This window comes from Kribbella sp. VKM Ac-2571 (assembly GCF_004362255.1).
GTDB classification, from domain to species: domain Bacteria; phylum Actinomycetota; class Actinomycetes; order Propionibacteriales; family Kribbellaceae; genus Kribbella; species Kribbella pratensis.
On the sequence record NZ_SNWS01000003.1, the window covers coordinates 141,937 to 161,495 of the forward strand.

General features: G+C 69.0%; 19 protein-coding genes. 9 read left to right on the plus strand and 10 right to left on the minus strand.

The genetic code is table 11. The features are described 5' to 3' along the window. Window positions 1–432 precede the first annotated feature (432 nt). Entirely contained in the window at window positions 433–606 is a 174-nt protein-coding gene (locus EV651_RS41260) for a hypothetical protein (RefSeq protein ID WP_165549662.1), read from the minus strand. 228 nt (window positions 607–834) lie between these two features. On the opposite strand from EV651_RS41260, the gene EV651_RS07965 reads away from it, so the two are divergent. The 4 genes from EV651_RS07965 to EV651_RS07980 all read left to right on the plus strand — a co-directional run bounded on the left by EV651_RS07965 (window position 835) and on the right by EV651_RS07980 (window position 4,819). Next, window positions 835–2,130 (plus strand): XRE family transcriptional regulator, encoded by a 1,296-nt coding sequence (locus EV651_RS07965; protein ID WP_133783642.1) that lies wholly within the window; start codon window positions 835–837, stop codon window positions 2,128–2,130. Window positions 2,131–2,139: 9 nt separating this feature from the next. Then, window positions 2,140–2,673 (plus strand): GNAT family N-acetyltransferase, encoded by a 534-nt coding sequence (locus EV651_RS07970; RefSeq protein ID WP_133783644.1) that lies wholly within the window; start codon window positions 2,140–2,142, stop codon window positions 2,671–2,673. 14 nt (window positions 2,674–2,687) lie between these two features. Next, window positions 2,688–3,593 carry an oxygenase MpaB family protein gene (locus EV651_RS07975; protein WP_133783646.1) on the plus strand — a complete coding sequence of 302 codons (906 nt, stop codon included), beginning with the start codon at window positions 2,688–2,690 and terminating at the stop codon, window positions 3,591–3,593. Window positions 3,594–3,667: 74 nt separating this feature from the next. Next, window positions 3,668–4,819, plus strand: a complete 1,152-nt coding sequence (locus EV651_RS07980; protein ID WP_238156735.1) for an ROK family transcriptional regulator — start codon at window positions 3,668–3,670, stop codon at window positions 4,817–4,819. Here the strand turns inward: EV651_RS07980 and EV651_RS07985 are convergent. Beyond that, window positions 4,816–5,412 carry a ParA family protein gene (locus tag EV651_RS07985; RefSeq protein ID WP_133783650.1) on the minus strand — a complete coding sequence of 199 codons (597 nt, stop codon included), beginning with the start codon at window positions 5,410–5,412 and terminating at the stop codon, window positions 4,816–4,818. The two genes, EV651_RS07980 and EV651_RS07985, sit on opposite strands and share 4 nt — an antisense overlap. Window positions 5,413–5,673: 261 nt before the next feature. Here EV651_RS07985 and EV651_RS07990 point away from each other — a divergent pair, with 261 nt between their 5' ends. After that, window positions 5,674–6,195, plus strand: a complete 522-nt coding sequence (locus EV651_RS07990) for an RNA polymerase sigma factor (protein WP_202870220.1) — start codon at window positions 5,674–5,676, stop codon at window positions 6,193–6,195. Beyond that, on the plus strand, window positions 6,192–6,440 hold the full coding sequence (locus EV651_RS07995; RefSeq protein WP_133783652.1) for a hypothetical protein: 249 nt from the start codon (window positions 6,192–6,194) through the stop codon (window positions 6,438–6,440). The genes EV651_RS07990 and EV651_RS07995 overlap by 4 nt, the downstream gene beginning before the upstream one ends. On the opposite strand, the gene EV651_RS08000 is transcribed toward EV651_RS07995, so the two are convergent. Next, window positions 6,437–7,297, minus strand: a complete 861-nt coding sequence (locus EV651_RS08000; protein ID WP_133783654.1) for an NAD(P)-binding domain-containing protein — start codon at window positions 7,295–7,297, stop codon at window positions 6,437–6,439. The two genes, EV651_RS07995 and EV651_RS08000, sit on opposite strands and share 4 nt — an antisense overlap. A gap of 42 nt (window positions 7,298–7,339) precedes the next feature. Between EV651_RS08000 and EV651_RS08005 the strand changes: the two genes are divergently transcribed. Then, window positions 7,340–10,162 carry a BTAD domain-containing putative transcriptional regulator gene (locus EV651_RS08005; RefSeq protein ID WP_133783656.1) on the plus strand — a complete coding sequence of 941 codons (2,823 nt, stop codon included), beginning with the start codon at window positions 7,340–7,342 and terminating at the stop codon, window positions 10,160–10,162. A gap of 201 nt (window positions 10,163–10,363) precedes the next feature. Here the strand turns inward: EV651_RS08005 and EV651_RS08010 are convergent, their stop codons facing one another. The 5 genes from EV651_RS08010 to EV651_RS08030 form a co-directional block, all read right to left on the minus strand. After that, on the minus strand, window positions 10,364–11,317 hold the full coding sequence (locus EV651_RS08010; RefSeq protein WP_133783658.1) for an ABC transporter substrate-binding protein: 954 nt from the start codon (window positions 11,315–11,317) through the stop codon (window positions 10,364–10,366). Next, window positions 11,314–13,266: an ABC transporter permease subunit gene (locus tag EV651_RS08015; protein ID WP_133783660.1), complete on the minus strand. Its 1,953-nt coding sequence runs from the start codon at window positions 13,264–13,266 to the stop codon at window positions 11,314–11,316. The genes EV651_RS08010 and EV651_RS08015 overlap by 4 nt, the downstream gene beginning before the upstream one ends. Continuing rightward, entirely contained in the window at window positions 13,266–14,321 is a 1,056-nt protein-coding gene (locus EV651_RS08020) for a glycine betaine/L-proline ABC transporter ATP-binding protein (protein ID WP_133783662.1), read from the minus strand. Before EV651_RS08020 ends, EV651_RS08015 begins: the two co-directional genes overlap by 1 nt. 77 nt (window positions 14,322–14,398) lie before the next feature. After that, window positions 14,399–14,857 (minus strand): group II truncated hemoglobin, encoded by a 459-nt coding sequence (locus EV651_RS08025; protein ID WP_133783664.1) that lies wholly within the window; start codon window positions 14,855–14,857, stop codon window positions 14,399–14,401. A gap of 12 nt (window positions 14,858–14,869) precedes the next feature. Next, on the minus strand, window positions 14,870–15,787 hold the full coding sequence (locus tag EV651_RS08030; protein ID WP_370352281.1) for an aminoglycoside phosphotransferase family protein: 918 nt from the start codon (window positions 15,785–15,787) through the stop codon (window positions 14,870–14,872). Between the two features lie 19 nt (window positions 15,788–15,806). Between EV651_RS08030 and EV651_RS08035 the strand changes: the two genes are divergently transcribed. Both EV651_RS08035 and EV651_RS08040 read left to right on the plus strand, forming a co-directional pair. Continuing rightward, entirely contained in the window at window positions 15,807–16,514 is a 708-nt protein-coding gene (locus tag EV651_RS08035) for a hypothetical protein (protein ID WP_133783667.1), read from the plus strand. A gap of 117 nt (window positions 16,515–16,631) precedes the next feature. Next, window positions 16,632–17,606 (plus strand): hypothetical protein, encoded by a 975-nt coding sequence (locus EV651_RS08040; protein ID WP_133783670.1) that lies wholly within the window; start codon window positions 16,632–16,634, stop codon window positions 17,604–17,606. Between the two features lie 5 nt (window positions 17,607–17,611). Here EV651_RS08040 and EV651_RS08045 read toward each other — a convergent pair whose 3' ends face one another. Next, complete coding sequence (locus EV651_RS08045) at window positions 17,612–18,424, minus strand: siderophore-interacting protein (RefSeq protein ID WP_133783672.1); 813 nt, start codon at window positions 18,422–18,424, stop codon at window positions 17,612–17,614. A gap of 71 nt (window positions 18,425–18,495) precedes the next feature. After that, window positions 18,496–19,533, minus strand: a complete 1,038-nt coding sequence (locus EV651_RS08050; RefSeq protein WP_133783674.1) for a hypothetical protein — start codon at window positions 19,531–19,533, stop codon at window positions 18,496–18,498. Window positions 19,534–19,559: the final 26 nt, after the last annotated feature.

Consider the following 19,559-nt stretch of genomic DNA (forward strand, 5'->3'; position numbering starts at 1 on the left):
GTCCCCCGCCCCCAGTTCCTGTCCACACCCCCACCTCTTCGCCGGCAACCTGGCGTGAAAAGGCTCCGAGTGTGACCGCCCAGGCGCGACGGTCACACTCGGAGCCAGCCACCTCAAGGGGGAGGTTCCCGGTGAGGTGTCGGGAGCCTCCGGTGTCCTACCGCCCAGGACACTCGGCCCTGCCTGGCCCGAGGTGTCGGCCAGGAGGTGGGTTGGAACGGCTGGGCGGCGGCGACACAGGGACTCAACCGCCAAGCCCAGCCGGGTCGGGAGGGCGGTGCGGTCCGGAGCTGAGGAGTGCTCCGGACCGCACCTCGGGTTTCGTCCGGAACTGAGGAGTGCTCCGGACCTTCCAAGCGCTGCCCCTGGACGTGAGGAGACTCCAGGGAGCAGCAACCGGGTCTGAGGAGGACCCGGAAGCGATCAGGTGTTTCAGTCGGTCGAGTCGAGCGGGCCGAGCAGGTCGTTGGTGACCTTGAGACCGGCGAAACGGCGCCGCATCGCCTGTTCGTAGCGGGCTGCCAGCGGCGCCTCCGCGACGTACTGCGCGATCACGTGCTCGCCGAACCAGACCCGGACTCGGCGCCGGTGCTGTCTCGACGTCATTTCCGCGATGGTCACAACCTCTCACCCCGTAACTCTCAGGCCTTGCAACCAGTTGGACTTACTGGTTGTCATGGCAGTAATGGTGCACGAGCCCAACGTGACCGCTCTAGGACCTGGACCGGACCTTTGCCGGACCTCTTCCGGTCCTCTCGCGGACATCTGGGGGACAGCACCTTGTCGTGGGGCACAAGTCGAGACAACGTCTGACTGACGTGAACGGGAGGAACGATGGCGAGTAGGTATGCGCCAAAGACGGTCCTGGCGCACCTGATCCAGCGCCGGAACCAGACCTACTCCGAGATCGTCGCCGAGTTCGTCGAGCTGGGTGGAACCATCACCGAGCGGCACCTGCGTCGCCTCGCATCGGGCGAGCGCGCGGGGACCACTCCTCAGACCCGGCGCACCCTGCAACGCCTGTTCGGCAAACCGGTCGAGGAACTCCTCGCGCCGTACGTGCCGGAACAGGCCGCCCAGGTGGTGCCGGCACCTGCCGCGAGTGGACGGATCACGACAGGTAATGAGATGGAGGTTCTCGACATGGCTGCCAGCCGCGCGAGGGCGTTTGCCCTCGCGGCCCAGTCCGGTCTCGGAAGCGAGGCCATGGAACAGGTGTACGACGACGTACGCCACGCCGCCCAGGCGTACCCCCAGCGTCCACTCCCGGAGATCCTCGGCCAGCTGGTCGAGACGCAGGACCTGGTGTTCGGTCTGCTGGAGAGCCGCCAGCGCCCGGACCACCACCGCCAGCTGTACTTCCTGGCCGGTGTCACCGGCGGGCTGCTCGCCAAGGCCTCCCACGACCTCGGCAACCCGCACGCCGCGCTGACCCAGGCGCGGACCGCGTTCATGTGCGCCGACAACGCCGACCACCACGGCCTGCGCGCCTGGGTGCGCGGCCTGCAGTCCCTGGTCTCCTACTGGGCCGGCAACCCGCACGACTCGGTGCGGTACGCGCAGCTCGGCGCCGGGTACGCCGAGCAGGCCAACAGCACCACCAGTGTCTGGCTCCCGGTCAGCGAGGCCCGTGCCTGGGCAGCGCTCGGTAACCCGGAGGCCACCCGGGCCGCGTTGGAGCGCGCCGAGGAGGCATGGAACTCGGTCCACAACGACGACCTGGACGACATGGGCGGCCTGTGCACCTTCGGCCGCAACCGCCAGCTGTACTACGCCGCCGACGCGCTCGCCCAGCTGCCCGGTGAGGTCGAGCAGGCCCAGCGGTACTCGAGCCAGGCCGTCGACGCGTACACCGACGAGAACCACCCGGAGTGGGCCTTCGGCGACGCCGCCGGCAGCCACGCCGCGATGGCGATCACCCGGATCGCGAGCGGTGAGCTGGACGGTGCGGCGGACGCGCTGGCCCCGGTGCTGACGCTGCCGACCGAGCGCCGGATCAACGGCGTGGTGCACTCGGCCCGCCGGGTCCACCAGGCCCTGCGGCAGTCCGGTCGCGCCGACGACGCGCGGGAGCTCCAGGAGGAGATCGAGACCTTCACCCGGACCCCGATGCAGACCTACCCCCGGTAGCCTGCCCGGATGGAGGCACTCAGCGGACGGCTGACTGTACTGCGGGAATTCCGGACAACCGACCTCGACGACTATCTGGCGATCGCCGGTGACGACCGGGTCACCACCTGGATGGCGTTCGACAGCTACGACCGCGCCAAGGCCGAGCAGAGCCTGGCCGCCATCGTGGCGCGGTCCGCGCAGGAGAACCGTCCCGACTACATGCTGGCCGTGACCCGGCCGGACGACGATCGCGTGATCGGGTTCGGCCGGATCGCGCCGAGCGGGTCGTGGACCGCCAAGCTCGGTTACGCGATCGGTGCGGACCACTGGGGTCACGGGTACGCGACGGACGCGGCCCGGGTGCTGCTCGGCTTCGCCTTCGGCCCCCTCGGCCGGCACCGGGTCACGGCCGCGATCGGCCCCGAGAACGAGGCATCGATCGGCGTCGTCAAGCGCCTCGGCTTCACCTACGAGGGCCACCTCCGCGAGCACGTCTTCACCAACGGCGCCTGGCGCGACTCCCTCCTCTACTCACTGCTGCAACCGGAACACACCGACTGAGCAACACTGGTCGTATGGCCGCCACCTTCCCTGCCCAGTTGAGCCCGTTGCGCGATGGGCTCGCGCGGATGATTCTGACGAAGGTTGCGGGTCCGGATCCGCAGGCTGAGCGTGGGCGAGTGCACAACACGCCCGGTCCGCGCTGGTTCGCACCGGAGAGCCCGATCCGGCGGGTGCACGGTGACGCGTCGATGTTCGCCGGGGGACTGCGGGCGTTGCTGCTGCAGTCGCTGCACCCGCTGGCGATGGCCGCCGTGGCAGCGCACTCCGGGTACCGGGGCGATCCGTGGGGGCGTCTGCGGCGTACCAGCTACTTCCTGGCGATCACGACGTACGGCGCGATCCCGGACGCCGAGGAGGCGATCGCACACGTCAGGTCCGTGCACGAGCGCGTCCGGGGGACCAGTCCGGACGGGGTGAAGTACCGGGCGTCGGACCCGCACCTGCTCAAGTGGGTGCACGTGGCCGAGGTGGACAGCTTCCTCGCCGCACACCAGCGGTACGGCGCGCATCCGCTCACCGCGGCGGAGCAGGACCAGTACGTCGAGGAGGCGGCGCTCGTGGCAGGCAAACTCGGGGTGATCGACCCGCCGACGACGGTGGCCAAGCTGCAGGACCTGCTGAAGCAGTACCAACCCGAGCTACGCGGTACGACGGAAGCACGCCAGGCGGCCCGCTTCATGCTGATACACCCGCCCGTGCCGTGGGCCGCGCGACCCGCGTACGGCGTACTGACGGCTGCTGCGGTCGGGCTGCTCCCGTGGTGGACCAGACTGCCGCTACGGCTCCCGTACCTACCACTGGCCGAGCAGACCGTTGTACGGGCTGCCGGCGACGGCCTGACCCGGACCATCCGCTGGGCCCTCGCCTCACCAACACTGGCCTCACCAACAGTGGCAGAAACCGGCGCGGAGGTATGACGCGCCGGTAGGTTGTTCTCGTGCCGCTGCGTCCTCATCGTCCACTCCCGTTGGCCACTCCAGCGGGAGTCGAGGTGCTGACCAAGATCCTGACCCAGGGGCCGATCCCGCGGGTGGAGATCGCGCGCCGGACCGGGCTGTCGCAGGCGGCCGTGACGAAGGCGGTCGCGCCGCTGATCGAGACCGGGTTCGTCACCGACCAGGCGGCCCCGGCCGACGGCGACGGCCAGCTCGGGATCGGACGGCCGGTGAGCCCGCTGACCGTCGTACCGAGCAGCGTCTCGGTGATCGGGGTCAAGGTCACGCCGACCAGCCTGATCGGAGTCACCACCGACTTCACCGCGGGCATTCTCAACGTGCGGCACGACGAGCTGGACAGCACCGACCCGGAGGCGGTGATCGAGCAGCTCGCCGCGCACGTGAAGGCGCTGATCGCAGCCCTCAAGTCCGGTACGGCGGTGGCCGGTCCGCTCGCCGGGATCGGGATCGCGGTGTCGGGCGATGTCGACGCGGCTCACGGCGTGGTGCGGGACTCACCGCTGATGGGCTGGCGCGGCGTCCCGGTCGCGGAGCTGCTCGGCGAACGGGTCCGCGTACCGATCGTCGTGTCGAACGACGTCCGTGCGCTGACCGTCGCCGAGCACTGGTTCGGGGTCGGCGTGAACGCGGACTCGTTCGCGGTCGTGACGATCGGCTCCGGCATCGGGTGCGGGCTGTACATCAACGGCGAGGTGGTGTCCGGCGCGTACGGCGTCTCGGGCGAGCTCGGCCACCTGCCGCTCGCGCCGGGCGACCTGGTGTGCACCTGCGGCCGCCGCGGTTGCGTGGAGACCGTGGCGTCGTCGGACGCGATCCTGACGCGGACGCGGGAGACCACCGGACAGGCGGACCTGGATCTGGCCGGTGCGATCAAGTTGGCGCACGAGGGCAACGCCCACGCGCGCGAGGCGTTCGACCGGGCCGGTGAGGTGATCGGCGCCGCACTGGCCGCGATGGTGAACCTGGTCGGGCCGGAGCTGGTGATGATCGCCGGCGAGGGCGTCGCGGAGTACGACCTGTACGAGGAGCGGATGCGGCTCGCGTTCGCGGAGCACGCGTTCGGAGCGGCCGGGGACTGCCGGCTGATGCTCCGCTCCCACACCTTCGACGACTGGGCCCGCGGGGCGGCCGCCACGGTCATCCGTTCGTACGTCCGCGGCGAGCCACCCCTCGAGCGTGGCGCCTAGGAACGGGCCGCGGCGAGGATCTTGCGCCAGACCTTCTTGTAGGACTCGAGGCCGTCGGCCGCGAGCGGTCCGGTCGGTCCGGCGGTGATGGAGACCCGCTCGGGGATGGTGCCCCAGACCGGGATGTTCTCCTGCGCGTACTGCTGCATGGCGTCCTGGTACGACCGCGTGTAGGTCCGCGCCGAGCAGATCACCAGGCCGACCGGGATGTGGTCGGGGACCAGTTCCAGCACCGCCTTGACCCGGGGCGTCTCGACGCCGCCGACCCGCGTCGGCAGGATCACGATCCGGGCCCGTTCGAGCGCCTTGTTGAGCATCCGCTCGTGGGACGGCGGCATGTCGACGATGCCGATACCCTCCGGCGGAACCTTGTCCACCGCCTTGCTCAGCAGGCGCTCGGTCGGCGCCTCCGCGATCTCGATCCGGTTCAGGTGCTCGTCGTCGGACTCCGCGATCCAGTCCGCGGCGCTACCCTGCGGATCGGCGTCGATCAGAGTGGCTGTGCGACGGTTGGAAGATGCCAGCGCGGCCAAGTACACCGACGTGGTTGTCTTACCGACCCCGCCCTTCAGTGCAGCTGTCACGATGATCATGGAACAGAACTTACCCGGTTCTGTCCGAAATCCGGCGTGTCATCGGCGTTGCCCGCCGAGATCGTGATAGTTGCCCCCAGCCCGTGTGTACAAGCTCAACCCCACTTCAGCCGTGAATCCTTTCGCCCGGCCGCTGACTCTTACTCCCGAAATCGCATCCGATGAAGGAGCTCACCATGACCGTCACCCTGATCGTCGCGGCCGTCGTCGTCGCCCTGTTGCTCGGCACCTGCAGCATCGTCGTACTGCGCCGGAGGGCCCGTGGCTGACCTCGACGAACAGTTGATCCGCGCCGCCCAGGACGGCGACGTCAACGCCCTCACCGCGCTTGTCGCGGACTCGCATCCGACCGTACGGCGGTTCGCCCGGACGCTGTGCGCGACGCCGGAGGACGCCGAGGACGCGGCACAGGAGGCGCTGATCATCCTGTACCGCAAGATCGGCATGCTCCGCGCGACCAGCGCCCTCACGTCGTGGATGTTCCGCATCATCCGCAACGAGTGCCTCCGCCGAGCGCGCGCCGTACTCCGGGACCAGCAACTGGCACCGGAAACAGGACCGTCGGCGGAGGACGAGGCGCTGCGCCAACTGGAGGCGCAGGCAGTTGCCGCAGCCATCGCGCAACTGCCCGCCGACCAGCGCAGCGTCCTGATCCTCCGCGACGTCCATGGCTACAGCGGCCCGATGGTCGCCAAGGCCCTCGGCCTCACCGTTCCCGCCATGAAGTCCCGCCTGCATCGCGCCCGCAGCACCGTGCGCGAATCCCTGGGAGCCCCCACATGACTTTCGCCAGCACCTCACTGCCCCGTCACCTGCTTCGGGGCGCACTCGGCTTCGGCAGCCTGATCGCCGCCTTCGCCCTACTGCCGGCAGTCGGGCCGGCCAGCCTCCTGCTCCTGCCCGTGACCCTCCTGGCCTTCCGAGGCTGCCCCACCTGCTGGGTCATCGGCCTGCTCGAAACAATCTCCCGCGGCAAACTTCAACGCGACTGCGTCGACGGCCAATGCAAGCTGACCACCGCCGCCTAGCTGGGCTTTCGGACCATTTCGACCAGTGCGCTCAGGCCGTCGGCGCCGTACCCAGCGGCGTCCGCGCGGGCAAAGAGAGCGGCCACCGCACCTGGCACGCTCGCGTCGAGGCCTGCCTCGGTGAAGGCCTGTACGGCGTGCTCGGCTCCGATGGCCTGCATGTGAAGGTTGTTCTCCGCGCCGGGGTGTTCACCGGACTCCAGTTCCGCGGTCAGGATGCGGAGGAAGCCCATCGGCCCGTCCTCGGTGAGATCGGTGAGCATCGTCGCGGCGTACGGGCGTAGCTTCTCGGCGCTGCCGACCAGCGTCGCCGAGTAGAAGTAGCTGATCAACGTGGTCCAGAAGATGTTCAGCATGGCCTGGTAGTAGAGCATCGCCTGCCCGGGGTCGGTGCCGACGTGGTCGACGCGGCCAAGCACCTCGAGCGTCGTCCGGTGCGCGACGACAGCTTCCTCGGAGCCGGCGTAGAACAGGTACGAACCGGGCTGCCCGATCCCCGGCGGCGGCACCATGATGCCGCCGGTCACCAGCGTCCCGCCGCGCCCTGCCACCCATTCGGTCGCCTTCCGCAACCGCTCCGGGCTGTCCGAGCTGAGGTTGAACAGGACCCGCCCCCGCAGGTCCGCGTCGGCCAGCGACTCGAACATCGCGGCGTAGTCGACCTGACTGATCACCACAACCTTGCTCGCGGCCACCGCCTCGGCGGCGGTCGCCGCCGGTACCGCTCCCAGACCGTCCGCCTTGCCAGGTGTCCGGTTCCAGACGGTGGTCGGATGGCCTGCCGCGACAAACACCCTGGCCATCGTGGACCCCATCGAACCGAGCCCGATCACTGTCACTGCTTCACGTGAACTCATGCACCCGATGCTCGAAGAACGCGCTACGGGTTTACTACGGGTATGTACTTCGGGGTGCTCGGTCCGCTGCTCGTGCGGACGGACACCGGCGAACCGGTCGCCGTACCCGACACGAAGGTCCGGACGCTGCTCCTCGATCTGCTGGCGAACCAACGCCGCCCGGTCAGCGCGGACCGGCTGATCGACGACCTGTGGGGCACCCGGCCGCCTCGCAACGCGACCGGCACGCTGCAGGCCCGCGTCTCCCAGTTGCGCACCACACTGGACCGTGCCGAGCCTGGCGCGCGCAGCCTCGTCCAGTACGGCCCGGCCGGCTACACGCTGGCCGCGGACGTTGTCGACAGCAACATCTTCGAGCAGCACGTGCGGGCGGGCCGGCTACCGGAAGCGCTCGCACTGTGGCGTGGACAGCCATACGCCGACCACGAGTTCGCCCGAGCGACCCGCGAGCACCTGGAGGACCTCTACCTGACCGCGATCGAGCAGCTGTCCGACCGCGGTGACGACGTACTGCAGCAGACGACCGCACTGGTCCAGCAGCGCCCGCTCGACGAGCGAGTGCACGCTGCGCACCTCAAGGCGCTCTACCGAGCAGGGCGCCAGCACGAGGCGCTCGACCGGTACGCCGAGCTTCGCAAGGCACTGGCCGACGAGCTCGGCGCCGACCCAGGGCCAGAGCTGCAGGAACTGCACCAGGCGATCCTGCGCCACGAGCTCCGCCGCCCGACCTCGCTCCCGGAGCCGCTGAACGATTTGGTCGGCCGGGACGAGACGCTGGCCGACGCACAAGAACAGCTCGCCGCGAACCGGCTGCTGACGCTGGTCGGTCCCGGTGGAGTCGGTAAGACGCGTCTTGCGTTGGAGCTCGGTCGCGGCGCGCCCAACGCGCGTCTGGTCGAGCTCGCTCCGCTTCAGCAAGACGACGTGCTGGACGCGGTGGCCACCGCGGTCGGTCTCCGCGACGAGTCAACCGACCTCCTGCCGCGGCTGCTCGATTCACTCAGCAGCAGGCAGCTCCTGCTGATCCTCGACAACTGCGAGCACCTCGACCTGGCAGACCTGGTACGGCGTTTGCTCGCAGCAGCTCCCGGTCTACGCGTACTCGCGACCAGCCGGGAGCCGCTGGGCCTCACTGGTGAACGAGTCCTCGACGTACCGCCCCTGACAGCAGCAGCCGCGGGAGAGCTGTTCCGGGCCCGGGCCGGTGTCACCGACGACGTAACCGCGATCTGCGAACGGCTCGACGGCATCCCGCTCGCACTGGAGCTGGCGGCGACCCGTGTGCGCGCGCTGGGTGTCCAGGGACTCGCCGAGCGTCTGGACGACCGCTTCCGGTTGCTGACCGGTGGCAAGGGTGGGCCGGAACGCCAGCGCACGCTGCGGGCCACCATCGACTGGAGCTGGGACCTGCTGGACAACGAGGAGCGCCAGATGCTCCGGAGACTCGCGGTCCAGGCCGGCACGTTCTCCGTGGAGGCTGCGGCCGAGGTGAGCGCTCTGCCGGAGCACCACCTGCTGGCGCTGGTCGACAAGTCGCTGGTGGCGGCGAGCGACGGTCGGTACCGACTGCTCGAGTCGGTCGCTGCCTACAGCCTGGAACGGCTACGCGAGGCCGGCGAGGAGGCAGCCGTCCGGAACCGGCACGCGGCCTACTACCTCGCGCTCGCGCAACGGGCCGACCTGCACGGGCCCGGCCAGCGGAAATGGCTTCACCGGCTCGACCAGGAGGCGGCGAACTTCCGGGCCGCCCCGCCCTCCCTCGAGCTCGCGACAGCGCTCGCCTGGTACCGGTACCTGCGCGGCCGGCTCGGCGAAGCACGTCGTACGCTCACCGCCGCCCTCGCACTGCCCGACCAGGAACCGGCGCTCCGTGCACAGGCCATGGTCTGGCTGGCGGGCATGGCCGCGACCGACGCCGAGGGCACGGATGTCGCAGAAGCCGGTGAAGCAGCGTTGCGAGCCGTCGGCGACGACCCGCACGCACTCTGGTTCCTGACCATGACCCGCTGGGCGTACGGCGACCCGGAGGTGCTGTTCACGCGGATCGACCGGGCGATCGAGGCGTTCACCGAGCGCGGCGACCGCTGGGGTCTCGCGGCGGCGCTGAGCACTCGGTCGCAGCTGCACATCGTGCGCGCGGATCTGGGCGCGATGCGCCGGGACAGCCTGCGCAGCCTCGAACTGTTCGACGCCCTCGACGACGACTGGGGACGGCTGCAGGCGACGTACGCGCTGATCGTGGCCGCCGAGATCAGCGGTGACTATCCGACCGCCACGGCGTACCTGGAGGATGCGATCCGGCACGCGGAGGATCTCGGGCTGTGGGCGGAGGTCTCGTTCCGGACCGCGGGCCTGGGCCGGATCGCGCTGCTGACCGGCGACTACGCGCGGGCCGACGAGCTGCACGAGCGGGCCCGGCAGCTGGCGATCGAGCAGTCCAACAAGTCGGCCGAGGAGTACGCCGAGGTCGGTCTCGGCCTGACCGCCCGTCGCCAGGGCCGCCTCGACGACGCCGAGCGGCACTTCACCAAGTGGCTCGACTGGCTGACCCGGGTCGGCGGCACCCCCGGCATCGCCTTCATCACCAACCAACTCGGCTACATCGCCGAACAACGCGGCGACTACGCAACAGCCCGCACCCTGCACCAGCGCGGTCTCCGGCTCGCCCGGGAGATCGGCGACCGCCGAGCAGTCGCCCTCGCACTCGAAGGCCTGGCCGGCGCGACCGAGAACCCCGACCGCGCCCTCGAACTACTCGCCGAAGCAACAGCACTACGCCAGCAGATCGGCGTACCGCTGCCACCAGGTGAACGCTTCGACGTAGACCGACTCAAAGCCAGAATCAACCCCAGCTCACCAGCCTGAAAGATCGTACAAACTGTTTGTACTACAAACAGTTTGTACGATCGCACGCCCGGCCGGGGTGGGGTGGGGAGTGGGGACAGGTGCAGGTGACTGGGGATAGGCAATAGCAGGTTCCGACCCACCATTTCCTGTCCCACGACCCCGGCTCGAGCTGATCATCCACGCATCAGGCGGGTGAGCCTGTTGAACTAGATTTGGTTACTACTTCCCGAGCCAGGCGTTGACCTTGGACTGGTTGTCGTTGACCCATTTTTCGGCGGCCTGGTCGGGGGTCAGTTTGTCTACGGCGATCATGCGGGCGACGGCGTTCTGGTCCTCGTTGGTCCACTTGAAGTTCTTGACCAGGTCGTACGCCGGGGTGCCGGAGTCGGCGAACTTCTTCGAGACGATCTTGTCCAGGTCGTACGGCGGGTAGTCGCAGGCGATCTTCGCCGGGACCGCGTCGCAACCGGCCTTGTAGGCGGGCAGGTTGATCTTCACCAGCTTGACCTCGTTGAAGAACCACTGCGGCTCGTAGAAGTACGCGAGCAGCGGCCGCTTGTTCTTCTCCGCGTCCCGGAACGCCTGGATCAGCGCGGTCTCGCTGCCGCTCTGCACGACCTTGTAGTTCAGCGCCAGGTTCTTCACCAGCGCCTCGTCGTTCGTCACGTACGACGGATCGCCGTCGAGCAGCTGCCCCTTGCCGCCGGACTCCGACGTCTTGAACAGCGCGGCGTACTTGTTGAGGCTCTTCCAGTCGGTGATGTCCGGGTACTTGGCGGCCATCCACGGCGGCACGTACCAGCCGATCACGCCCTTGACCCCGGTGGAACCCGCCTCGACCGCGACCTTGTCGGTGGTGATGTACTTCTTCTTCAGGTCCTCGTGCCCCCAGTTCTCCAGGTTCACGTCCACCTCGCCGGTGGAGAAGCCCTGCCAGGCGATCTCCTCCTTGAGGTTCTTCTTGACCACCTTGCAGCCGAGGTCCTTGGTCGCGACGTACGCCACGACGGCGGCGTTCGCCTCGTACCCGACCCACGGGCTGACCGTGAGGTTGAAGGTGCCGCACTCCTTGCCGGCGCTCGGCTGCGGCTGGGAACCGATCTTCTCCCCGCCGCACCCGGTCAACGCGAGCGCCACCGCCGTCAGCACACCGGCGTACCGGAGCTTCTTCACCGCTTGTCTCCTCTACTTTGGAAATCTTGGGTACGGCGGGCCGCCGCCTGCGTGATGCGGTCGAGCATGACGCCCAGCAGGACGATAGCGAGCCCGGCGGCCAGCCCTTTGCCGTACAGCTCGCTCTGCGCGAAGCCGGCGGCCACGTCGTACCCCAACGCGCCGGCGCCGACCAGTCCGCCGACGACCACCATCGACAACACGTAGATCAGCCCCTGGTTGACCGCGAGCGTGATCGCCCGCCGCGCCACCGGCAGCTGCACCTTGCTGATCACCTGCCAGGCGCTCGATCCGACCGAGTTCGCCGCCTCGACGGTCGCGACCGGCACCGCCTTGATGCCGTCCGCAACGATCTTGGTGGTCACCGGTACGGCGAACACCACCGCGGCCGCGATCGCGGTGAACCGACTCGTCCCGAACAAGGCGAGGAACGGCACCAGGTACACGAACGGCGGCATCGTCTGCCCCGCATCCAGCACCGGCCGGATCCAGGTGTCGACCCGACGGTTCCGCCCGGCCCACACACCGAGCGCGAGCCCGACGGCCACGACCACGACCGTCGCGAGCAACGTCGAGGCCAGCGTGACCATGCTGTCCTGCCACACGCCAGTTGCCACCAGCAACACGAGGCACACGGCCGCGGGTACGGCGCCGCGCCAACCTCCGAGTACGGCGGCCAACGCGACGACGACCGCGCTGACGAGCCACCAGGGCGACCCGGTCAGGAGCGCTTCGAGCGGGTTCAGCAGACCGATGGTGACCGCGTCCCGCACGCCGTACGTGAACCCGCCGAAAACGTTCTGCACCCAGTCGGTCACGTCCGTGGCGACCACAGCGATCCGCGAACCCACGTTCACGTCCGACGGGAACTCGGCCGCCCACACGTAGGTGCGGGAGAACCAGACGGCAATGAGCACCGCAAGAGCGCCTGCGCCGAGGAGCACCTTCCGCCGAACACTCGCCGTACGCCAGGGCCGGTCGCCCGCTGCGGTCGTCACCCGGTCGAGGACGATCGCGATCACCACGATCGCCAGCCCGGCGTTGAACGCGACGCCGACGTCCAGCGTCTGCAGCGCCTTCAGCACGGTCTGGCCGAGGCCCGGTGCGTCGATCAGCGCGGCGACGGTCACCATCGAGAGCGCCGCCATGATGGTCTGGTTGATGCCGACGACAACGGTCGACCGCGACATCGGCAGCAGGACCTTCAGCAATGTCTGGCCGCGGGTCGAGCCGAGCGAGCGCGCAGCCTCGACGCTCTCCGGTGGCACCGAGCGGATCGCGTGCGCGGTCAGCCGGACCGCGGGCGGCGCCGCGTAGATCAGGGTGGCGATCGTCGCCGCGGCCGGCCCGATCGCGAAGAACAGCGTCAACGGCGCGAGGTACACGAACGTCGGCAGCGTCTGCATCAGGTCGAGCACCAGCGTCGCAACCCGGAACGCCCGGTTAGACAGGCCGGCCCAGATGCCGAGCGGGATCGCGAACAGCAACGACAGCAGCACAGCCGCGACGGTCAACGCGAGCGTGTCCATGCTCTCCTGCCACAACCCCTGCATCCCGACGAATCCGAGCCCGGCCGCGGTCAGTGCGGCGACCTTCCAGTTGCCGAACGCCCAAGCGCAGTACGACGCGATCGCGACCACACCGAGCCACCCGATCACCGGGACCGGGCGGTCGAACGACGGCTGCGAGATGACGTTCTGCAGCAGTACGACGAAGTGGTCGACGACGATCCGGATCGCCTCGAAGAACACGTTGCCCTGACCGACGTCGTCGCGATGTTCGGTCAGCCAGCGATGCAGCGGGGTGGTCTCTTGCCCGCCGAGGACGAGCGTGTCGATCCCACGCAGGACGAAGTACGCGGCGACCCAGACGACGAGCAGCACCCCGACGACCACGCTGCGCCGTGGCCGACGTACCTCGACCTCCACGTCGCTGGTGATGGCGGCCATCAGTTGTCCGCGACGACGGCGAGGATCTCCTCGTCACCGATCACACCGAGCAACGTGCCGTTCGAGACGACCTTGACCGGCCGGTCCGCCTCCAGCACGAGACGGGTCGCCTCGCGGACCAGGACGTCCGGACCGAGCTCGGGTCCGTCCAACGGCTCGCCGTCGCGTGGTCGCCGGGCGATCCATCGCAGGGTCAGTACGTCGGCACGCTGGACGTCGCGGACGAACTCACGCACGTAGTCGTCGGCCGGCGCACCGACCAACTCGTCGCCGGTGCCGAGCTGGACCGCGGCGCCGTCGCGCATCAACAGGATCCGGTCGCCCAGCTTCAGGGCCTCGGACAGGTCGTGGGTGATGAACACCATCGTCTTGCCGACCTCGCGATGCAGCCGCACGACCTCGGTCTGCATCTCCCGCCGGATCAGCGGGTCGAGCGCGGAGAACGGCTCGTCGAAGAGCAGTACGTCGGGATCGTTGGCGAGCGCCCGCGCCAGGCCGACCCGCTGCTGCATGCCGCCGGACAGCTGCTCGGGGTACAGGTGCTCGTTGCCGGCCAGACCGACCAGGTCGATGACCTCCTGGGCGCGGCGCCGCCGGTCCGGTTTGCTCTCGCCGCGGATCTCCAGGCCGTACGAGACGTTGTCGATCACCTTGCGGTGCGGCAGCAGCCCGAAGTGCTGGAACACCATCGAGAACTTGCTCCGCCGCAGCGCGCGCAGCCGCTTCTCGTCGGCCGCGCGCAGATCCTCGCCCTCGAAGAACAGACCACCGGCGGTCGGCTCGATCAAGCGGGTGAGACAGCGGACCAGCGTCGACTTACCCGAACCGGACAGCCCCATCACGACGAACACCTCACCGGGCGCGACGTCGAAGCTCAGGTCGCGGACGGCCGCCGTACAGCCGGTCTTCGCGTACAGGTCGGTGCGGTCGAGAGCCGCGAGCTCCGGCCGGCGCGGAACCCGCTGGGCCTTGGGCCCGAACACTTTCCACAGGCCCTGCACGGACAGCAGCGCATCAGAATGTTCAACGTCGGGGTATTCGAGCTGAGCGGTCACAGGTAAACCCTCGCATCCCCGCCGGCAGACACAACGTGAACCGGGACTCTACCCAACCACAGGACCCCCAACGCTTGTCAGGGCTGGTACGGCGGGGCCTCGCCCCAGCCCCAGTGCGGGACCGGGGCCTTCGGTGGCGGGGTTGCGCCGGGCTGGGAGTTCGCCAGGGCGATCCGCGTACCCCACTCGACGTACGCGACGAAGGCCGAGCGGAACTCGGGGTCGTCCGGGAGGCCGGCGGGGTCGGCGCTGCTCGCGATCAGGGCGGCCCAGCGCGACCGCTGCTCCTCGGTCAGCCCGAGGTTCAGGTGGTGCGACAGCATCGCCGGGTAGCCGCCGAGCTCGTCGGTGTAGCGGCTGTGGCCGCGGAACACCTCGCCGAGCCAGATCGCCACGTGCTCACGGTGATTCTCGCTCATGTGCGCGAAGACCGGTGCGAGGATCGGGTCCTCGAGCACCTTGTCGTAGAACACCTCGGTCAGCCGGCGCAGCGCCTCGTGCCCGCCGGCCCACTCGTACAGCGTCGGGGTAGTCACGTAATCATGTAATCACACGTAGAGGGCATCGGACACCGCCTTCAATTCCGCTTCGATCCGGGTATCGCCGTCGGCGGTGAACCACAGCACGTTCTGCAGGATCCGCCCTGCCGTCCACCCGAGCGCACGATCCCGGTCGGTGCCGGTCACCTCGAGCATCAGGTCGAACCGGTCGCGGATCGCCTGCGAGAGGTCGCCGGTCGCCACCAGATCGTCCCACCGGTTCCACACCGCCGGCATGAGTTCGAACGCCGGGTCGCCGGCCAGCGGCTTCGGGTCGATCACCAGCCAAGGCTGCCGCTTCGCCGCCATCACGTTGTAGTAGTGCAGGTCCCAGTGCAGGAGGCGGTCACCGGGTTCCGGCAGCAGCTCGGTCACCTGCGCGACGTACCTCCAGGCCAACGCCTGTTCGGCCGGGTCCGCGAGCATCGGGATCACGCGGGGCGCGTCCTCGATCATCCCGGCGGCGATGTCCGAGAGGCGGCGGATGCCGGGTGGGGCGGGTACGGCGCTCAGGTGGTTGAGGAGCTCGGCGAGGATCCGGGTCGCCTCGACGTCGTCCGGCAGGTCGTCGAGCGTTCGCGGTTCGAGCCTTTCCAGCAGCAGCGTCGACGTCTCCGGGTCGTCCTCGTACACCTCGACGACGTCGTCGTGGTTCCACGTCCGCAGCGCGAGCGCCTCGCTCTCGGACTCGTCGTTGACGCTCTGCAGTTTGAGCATCGCCTCGGTCCCGTCACGCCGTACGACGGGGAGGATGAGCGACGCCTCACCGCTCAACGGGTCGCCGGACACGGTCAGCTGCCACTCGTCGACGTACCGCTCGACCGCCCCGGGCAGCCCGGCCAACCAGCCGGAGGCCTTCTCGCTGTGGTTCCGGACGAGCTTCGCGGGAATCTCGATCACGCTCTGCACAGTAGGTGGTTCGGGCAAGATGTGCTTGGGTTTTGCCGTGGAGAGCAGGCTTCGGCGGGTGCAGCGGATCGTGGCGGCGATTTACCTGGGGATCCCGGCGGTGCTGCTGGTGGTCGTCGCGGTGATCGCGGCGACGGGTACGGCGGCGGCGTGGATCGGCTGTGTCGTGCCGGTCGCGATGCTGGTGATCGGGATCGTGCTGCGGCGGCGGCATCGGCACCAGCCGCGGTGGTGGCTCGGCGTCGCCGGCTTGTTCGGCGGTCTGGCCGGTCTGATGGTGACCCTGTTCCCGTTGGCGGTCGGGGTGTGGTGGCCGGCGATCCTCGCGCTGCCCGGCCTGATCCTCGGGGTCGTCGCGGGGCTCGCTCTGGCGCGCGCCGCCGACCGAGCACTGCTGGTCCCGTTCGACCCCGAGCTCGCCGGTACGCCGTACGAACTGGTCTTCCGGCTCCGAGGCATCCCGCTCGCCGCCGTCCTCGTCGGCGCTGACTCGGTCACGGTCCAGTCGCACCCGGTCCCACGCGCCGCGCACCAGTTCCGCACCTATCCGCTGACCGCGATCACCGGCACGTACGAGTTCTCGCTCTCCGGCTCGGAGCGGCTGCGCTTCCCGATCACCGTGACCCACGCGGTCGCCGGCCAGGGCCCGGCCGTGATCCTGCAGGCGAACGGCGAGGACTGGGTCCTCCCCACGAATCAGGCCGCAACGCTGATCGACGTACTCACCGAACGCCGGAGCAGTTGAGGTCTAGTCAGGTCCGCCGCAGAGTGCCACGCTGCTCACATGTGGGGGCACAGAGTGGTTGCGGCGCTTGTGGCGTCGGCAGTGGTGGGGACCGGGATCACGGCAGCTGATGCTGCGGTGGATCCCAAACTGACGGTCACGAGCGTCACAGCCGACCGGACGGCGATCGCGGTGTCGGGGCTGAACACCGTTCCGGTGAAGCTGACCGTCGCGGCGAAGTACGACACGACCAATCCGGACGACAACAACCTGGTACTGCTCGTGTACATCAAGCGGATCAGTGGGTCCGGCCCGATGAGCGAGCTGCTCTCGACCGATCTGCCGCGCACGTCCGGCACAGTGCAGAACGGGGTCTGGTCCGGCCCGGTGCACATCCCGTCCACCGCGAACGGGACCTACAAGGTGTACGGCGTCTCGTACGGCCCCTACTTCACCTGGCAGGCAGGCGGGATGCTGCCCGACCCGACACCGGTCGACGGCCCGACGCTGACCATCACCGGCACGCATCAGCCGAAGATCACCGCGAAGGTGACACCACCGGTTGTACCGTTCGGCCCGAACTACACGATCACCTGGGCGATCACCGACCGGACGACCGGTAAGCCCTACGGCACCCGCGTCCGGGCCCTGCTCGGCGTCGACAACCAGTGCGCCGAGGAAGCGGGCGGGGCCAACGTGCTGACGACAACCGGCGGCCTGGTCTCCTACTCGTACCCGTCCAGTGCCGGCGAGTCGGTCAACTGCCTGCGGATCAAGAGCACGCCGCTCGACATCACCGGTCTCGGCCTCGCCGTCATCCGGCCCGGTGTCGTGTCGGCCGTGCCGTCGAAGACGAGCGCGACCGTCGGCACGATCGTTCCGGTCAACGGCAGCGTGCTCGGACCGGCGGCCTTCTGCCCGGTCCTGCTGCAGCGCTTGTACGGCGCTTCGCAGTGGCGCGGTGTCAGCACCGCCAAGACGCGGCAGAGCGGGCGTTACACGGTGAGCGCGCAACCGGCGTACAAGGGTCTGATCCCGTACCGGGTCTACTTCCCCAAGTGCGGCCGATACCTTGCGGGCGTGAGCCGGGTGTTCTACATCCGAGGGCTCTAGGAACGTTAGCGGCGGGCGGTCTCGGCCTTTTCCGCCTGCCAACCGTCCTCGTTCTTGCCGAGTCGCCAGTAGCCGGACAGCGAGACGTTGTCCCGGCTGAGTCCGCGGTCCTGGAACAGGTTCTTGCGGATCCGGAACACAAATCCGGCCTCGCCGTGCACGAACACGTGCGGCGTACCTTCCGGGAAATCGAGGGCCTCGACGGCTGCGACCAGACCGTTGCCGCGTTCACCGCCGGAGGTCGAGCGGTGGAACCACTGCACGTCGGCTTCGCCCGGGCCGCCGAACTTCTGCTCCTCGGTCTCGTCCGCCACCTCGACCAGGACGGTTGCGCGCGCACCCGGCGGCAACTGCTCGATCGCGGCGCCGATCGCCGGCAGCGCGCTCTCGTCACCGACGAGCAGATGCCAGTCGGCCGCCTGGTCCGGCGCGTACGCACCGCCGGGACCGTTGAACCACAGCACGTCGCCCGGCTGCGCCGACGCGGCCCACGGACCGGCGATGCCCTCGTCGCCGTGGTGGACGAAGTCGATGGTCAGTTCCCGCGTAGCCTCGTCCCAGCTGCGGACGGTGTAGGTCCGCATGGTCGGCCAGTGCTCGGCCGGGTAGGTCTCCCGCACCACGCCCATGTCCAGCGGCTCGGGGTACTCGACGCCGTCCTTGCAGAACAGCAGCTTCACGTACTGGTCGGTGAAGCCGTTGCCGGCGAAGTCGTCGGAGGTGAGCACGACCCGGATCATGTGCGGGGTGATCCGCTCGGTCCTCAGGACGACGGCGCGCTTGCTGACGCGGTTACGGCGGGGTGCGGGGCTGGTCACTCGACCACGGTCCTCTCGGGCGGATAAGTTAGGTGAACCTAACTCAGCCTAACTCACCCGCCCAACGAGGATCAGGTTCCGCGGATGTAGAAGACCTTGCTGACACCGGCCTGGTAGTTGTAGCACTTCGGGAAGTAGACGCGGTACGGGATCAGACCCTTGTACGCCGGTTGCGCGTTCAGCGTGAACTTTCCGCTGTAGGACCGGATGCTGCCCGCGGGGCTGACCGTCTTCCACTGTGTGGCGCCGTACAGCCGCTGCAGATACACCTTGCACGCGGACGGCGCCCCCTGGACGACGCCGTTCACCGGGACGATCGCGCCGACCGCTGCGCTGGTCTTCGACGGCGTCGCGGACACGATGCCGGGCCGCGCGACGTTGAGTCCCAGTCCGCCGATCGACGACGGATTACCTGGCAGCAGCAGGCAGTTGACCCATTGGGCGTCCGAGGCCGGGTAGGACTTGGTCACCACGCCGCTGGTGTTGGTGAGGTTCGTGTACCCCGGGCCGAAGTACTCGGCGCAGGTGTTGTCGGTCCCGAGGACGACGCGGACCTTGCTCCCGTACGGCTTGCCGGTCTGCGCGTCGGTGACCGCCCACGTGATCGAGAAGCCGGAGCCGAACGGCACCACCTTCGGGGACACCGACGCGGTGATCTTCGGCTGGTGCGTCCCGGTGACCGCGAGCGAAGGACCGGCGTACGGCGTCGGGTCCGTCATACTCCCGCTGCCCGGGAAGAACGGCCCGGTCAGTACGCCGGTCACCTTGAAGGTGCCGTTCGCCGTCGACGGGACCTGCAGCGGTCCGCTCCAGGTGCCGTTCGCGAGCCGCGGCAGGTTCGTGGAGAACAGCGTCCGTTCCTGGCCGGTGCCGCCGGTCCGCTCGAGGATCACGTTCACCGGCGTGCCGGCGTCGGCGGCGTACGTTCCCTTCACCGTCACCGTGACCGGCGCGGTGTTGAGTCCGCTGACGGCGACGCTGGCCTTGTTGAGCGTGATCGAGTCGATCTTGAGGTCGGGGTCGGGCGCGGCCTGGGCCGCCACGGCCGGGAAGCCGGCCAGCAGCAGCGGTGCCGCGAGCAGCGTAGCGAGCACTCGTCCGGTTCTCATGCACTGAGGGTGACAGCGGTACAGGC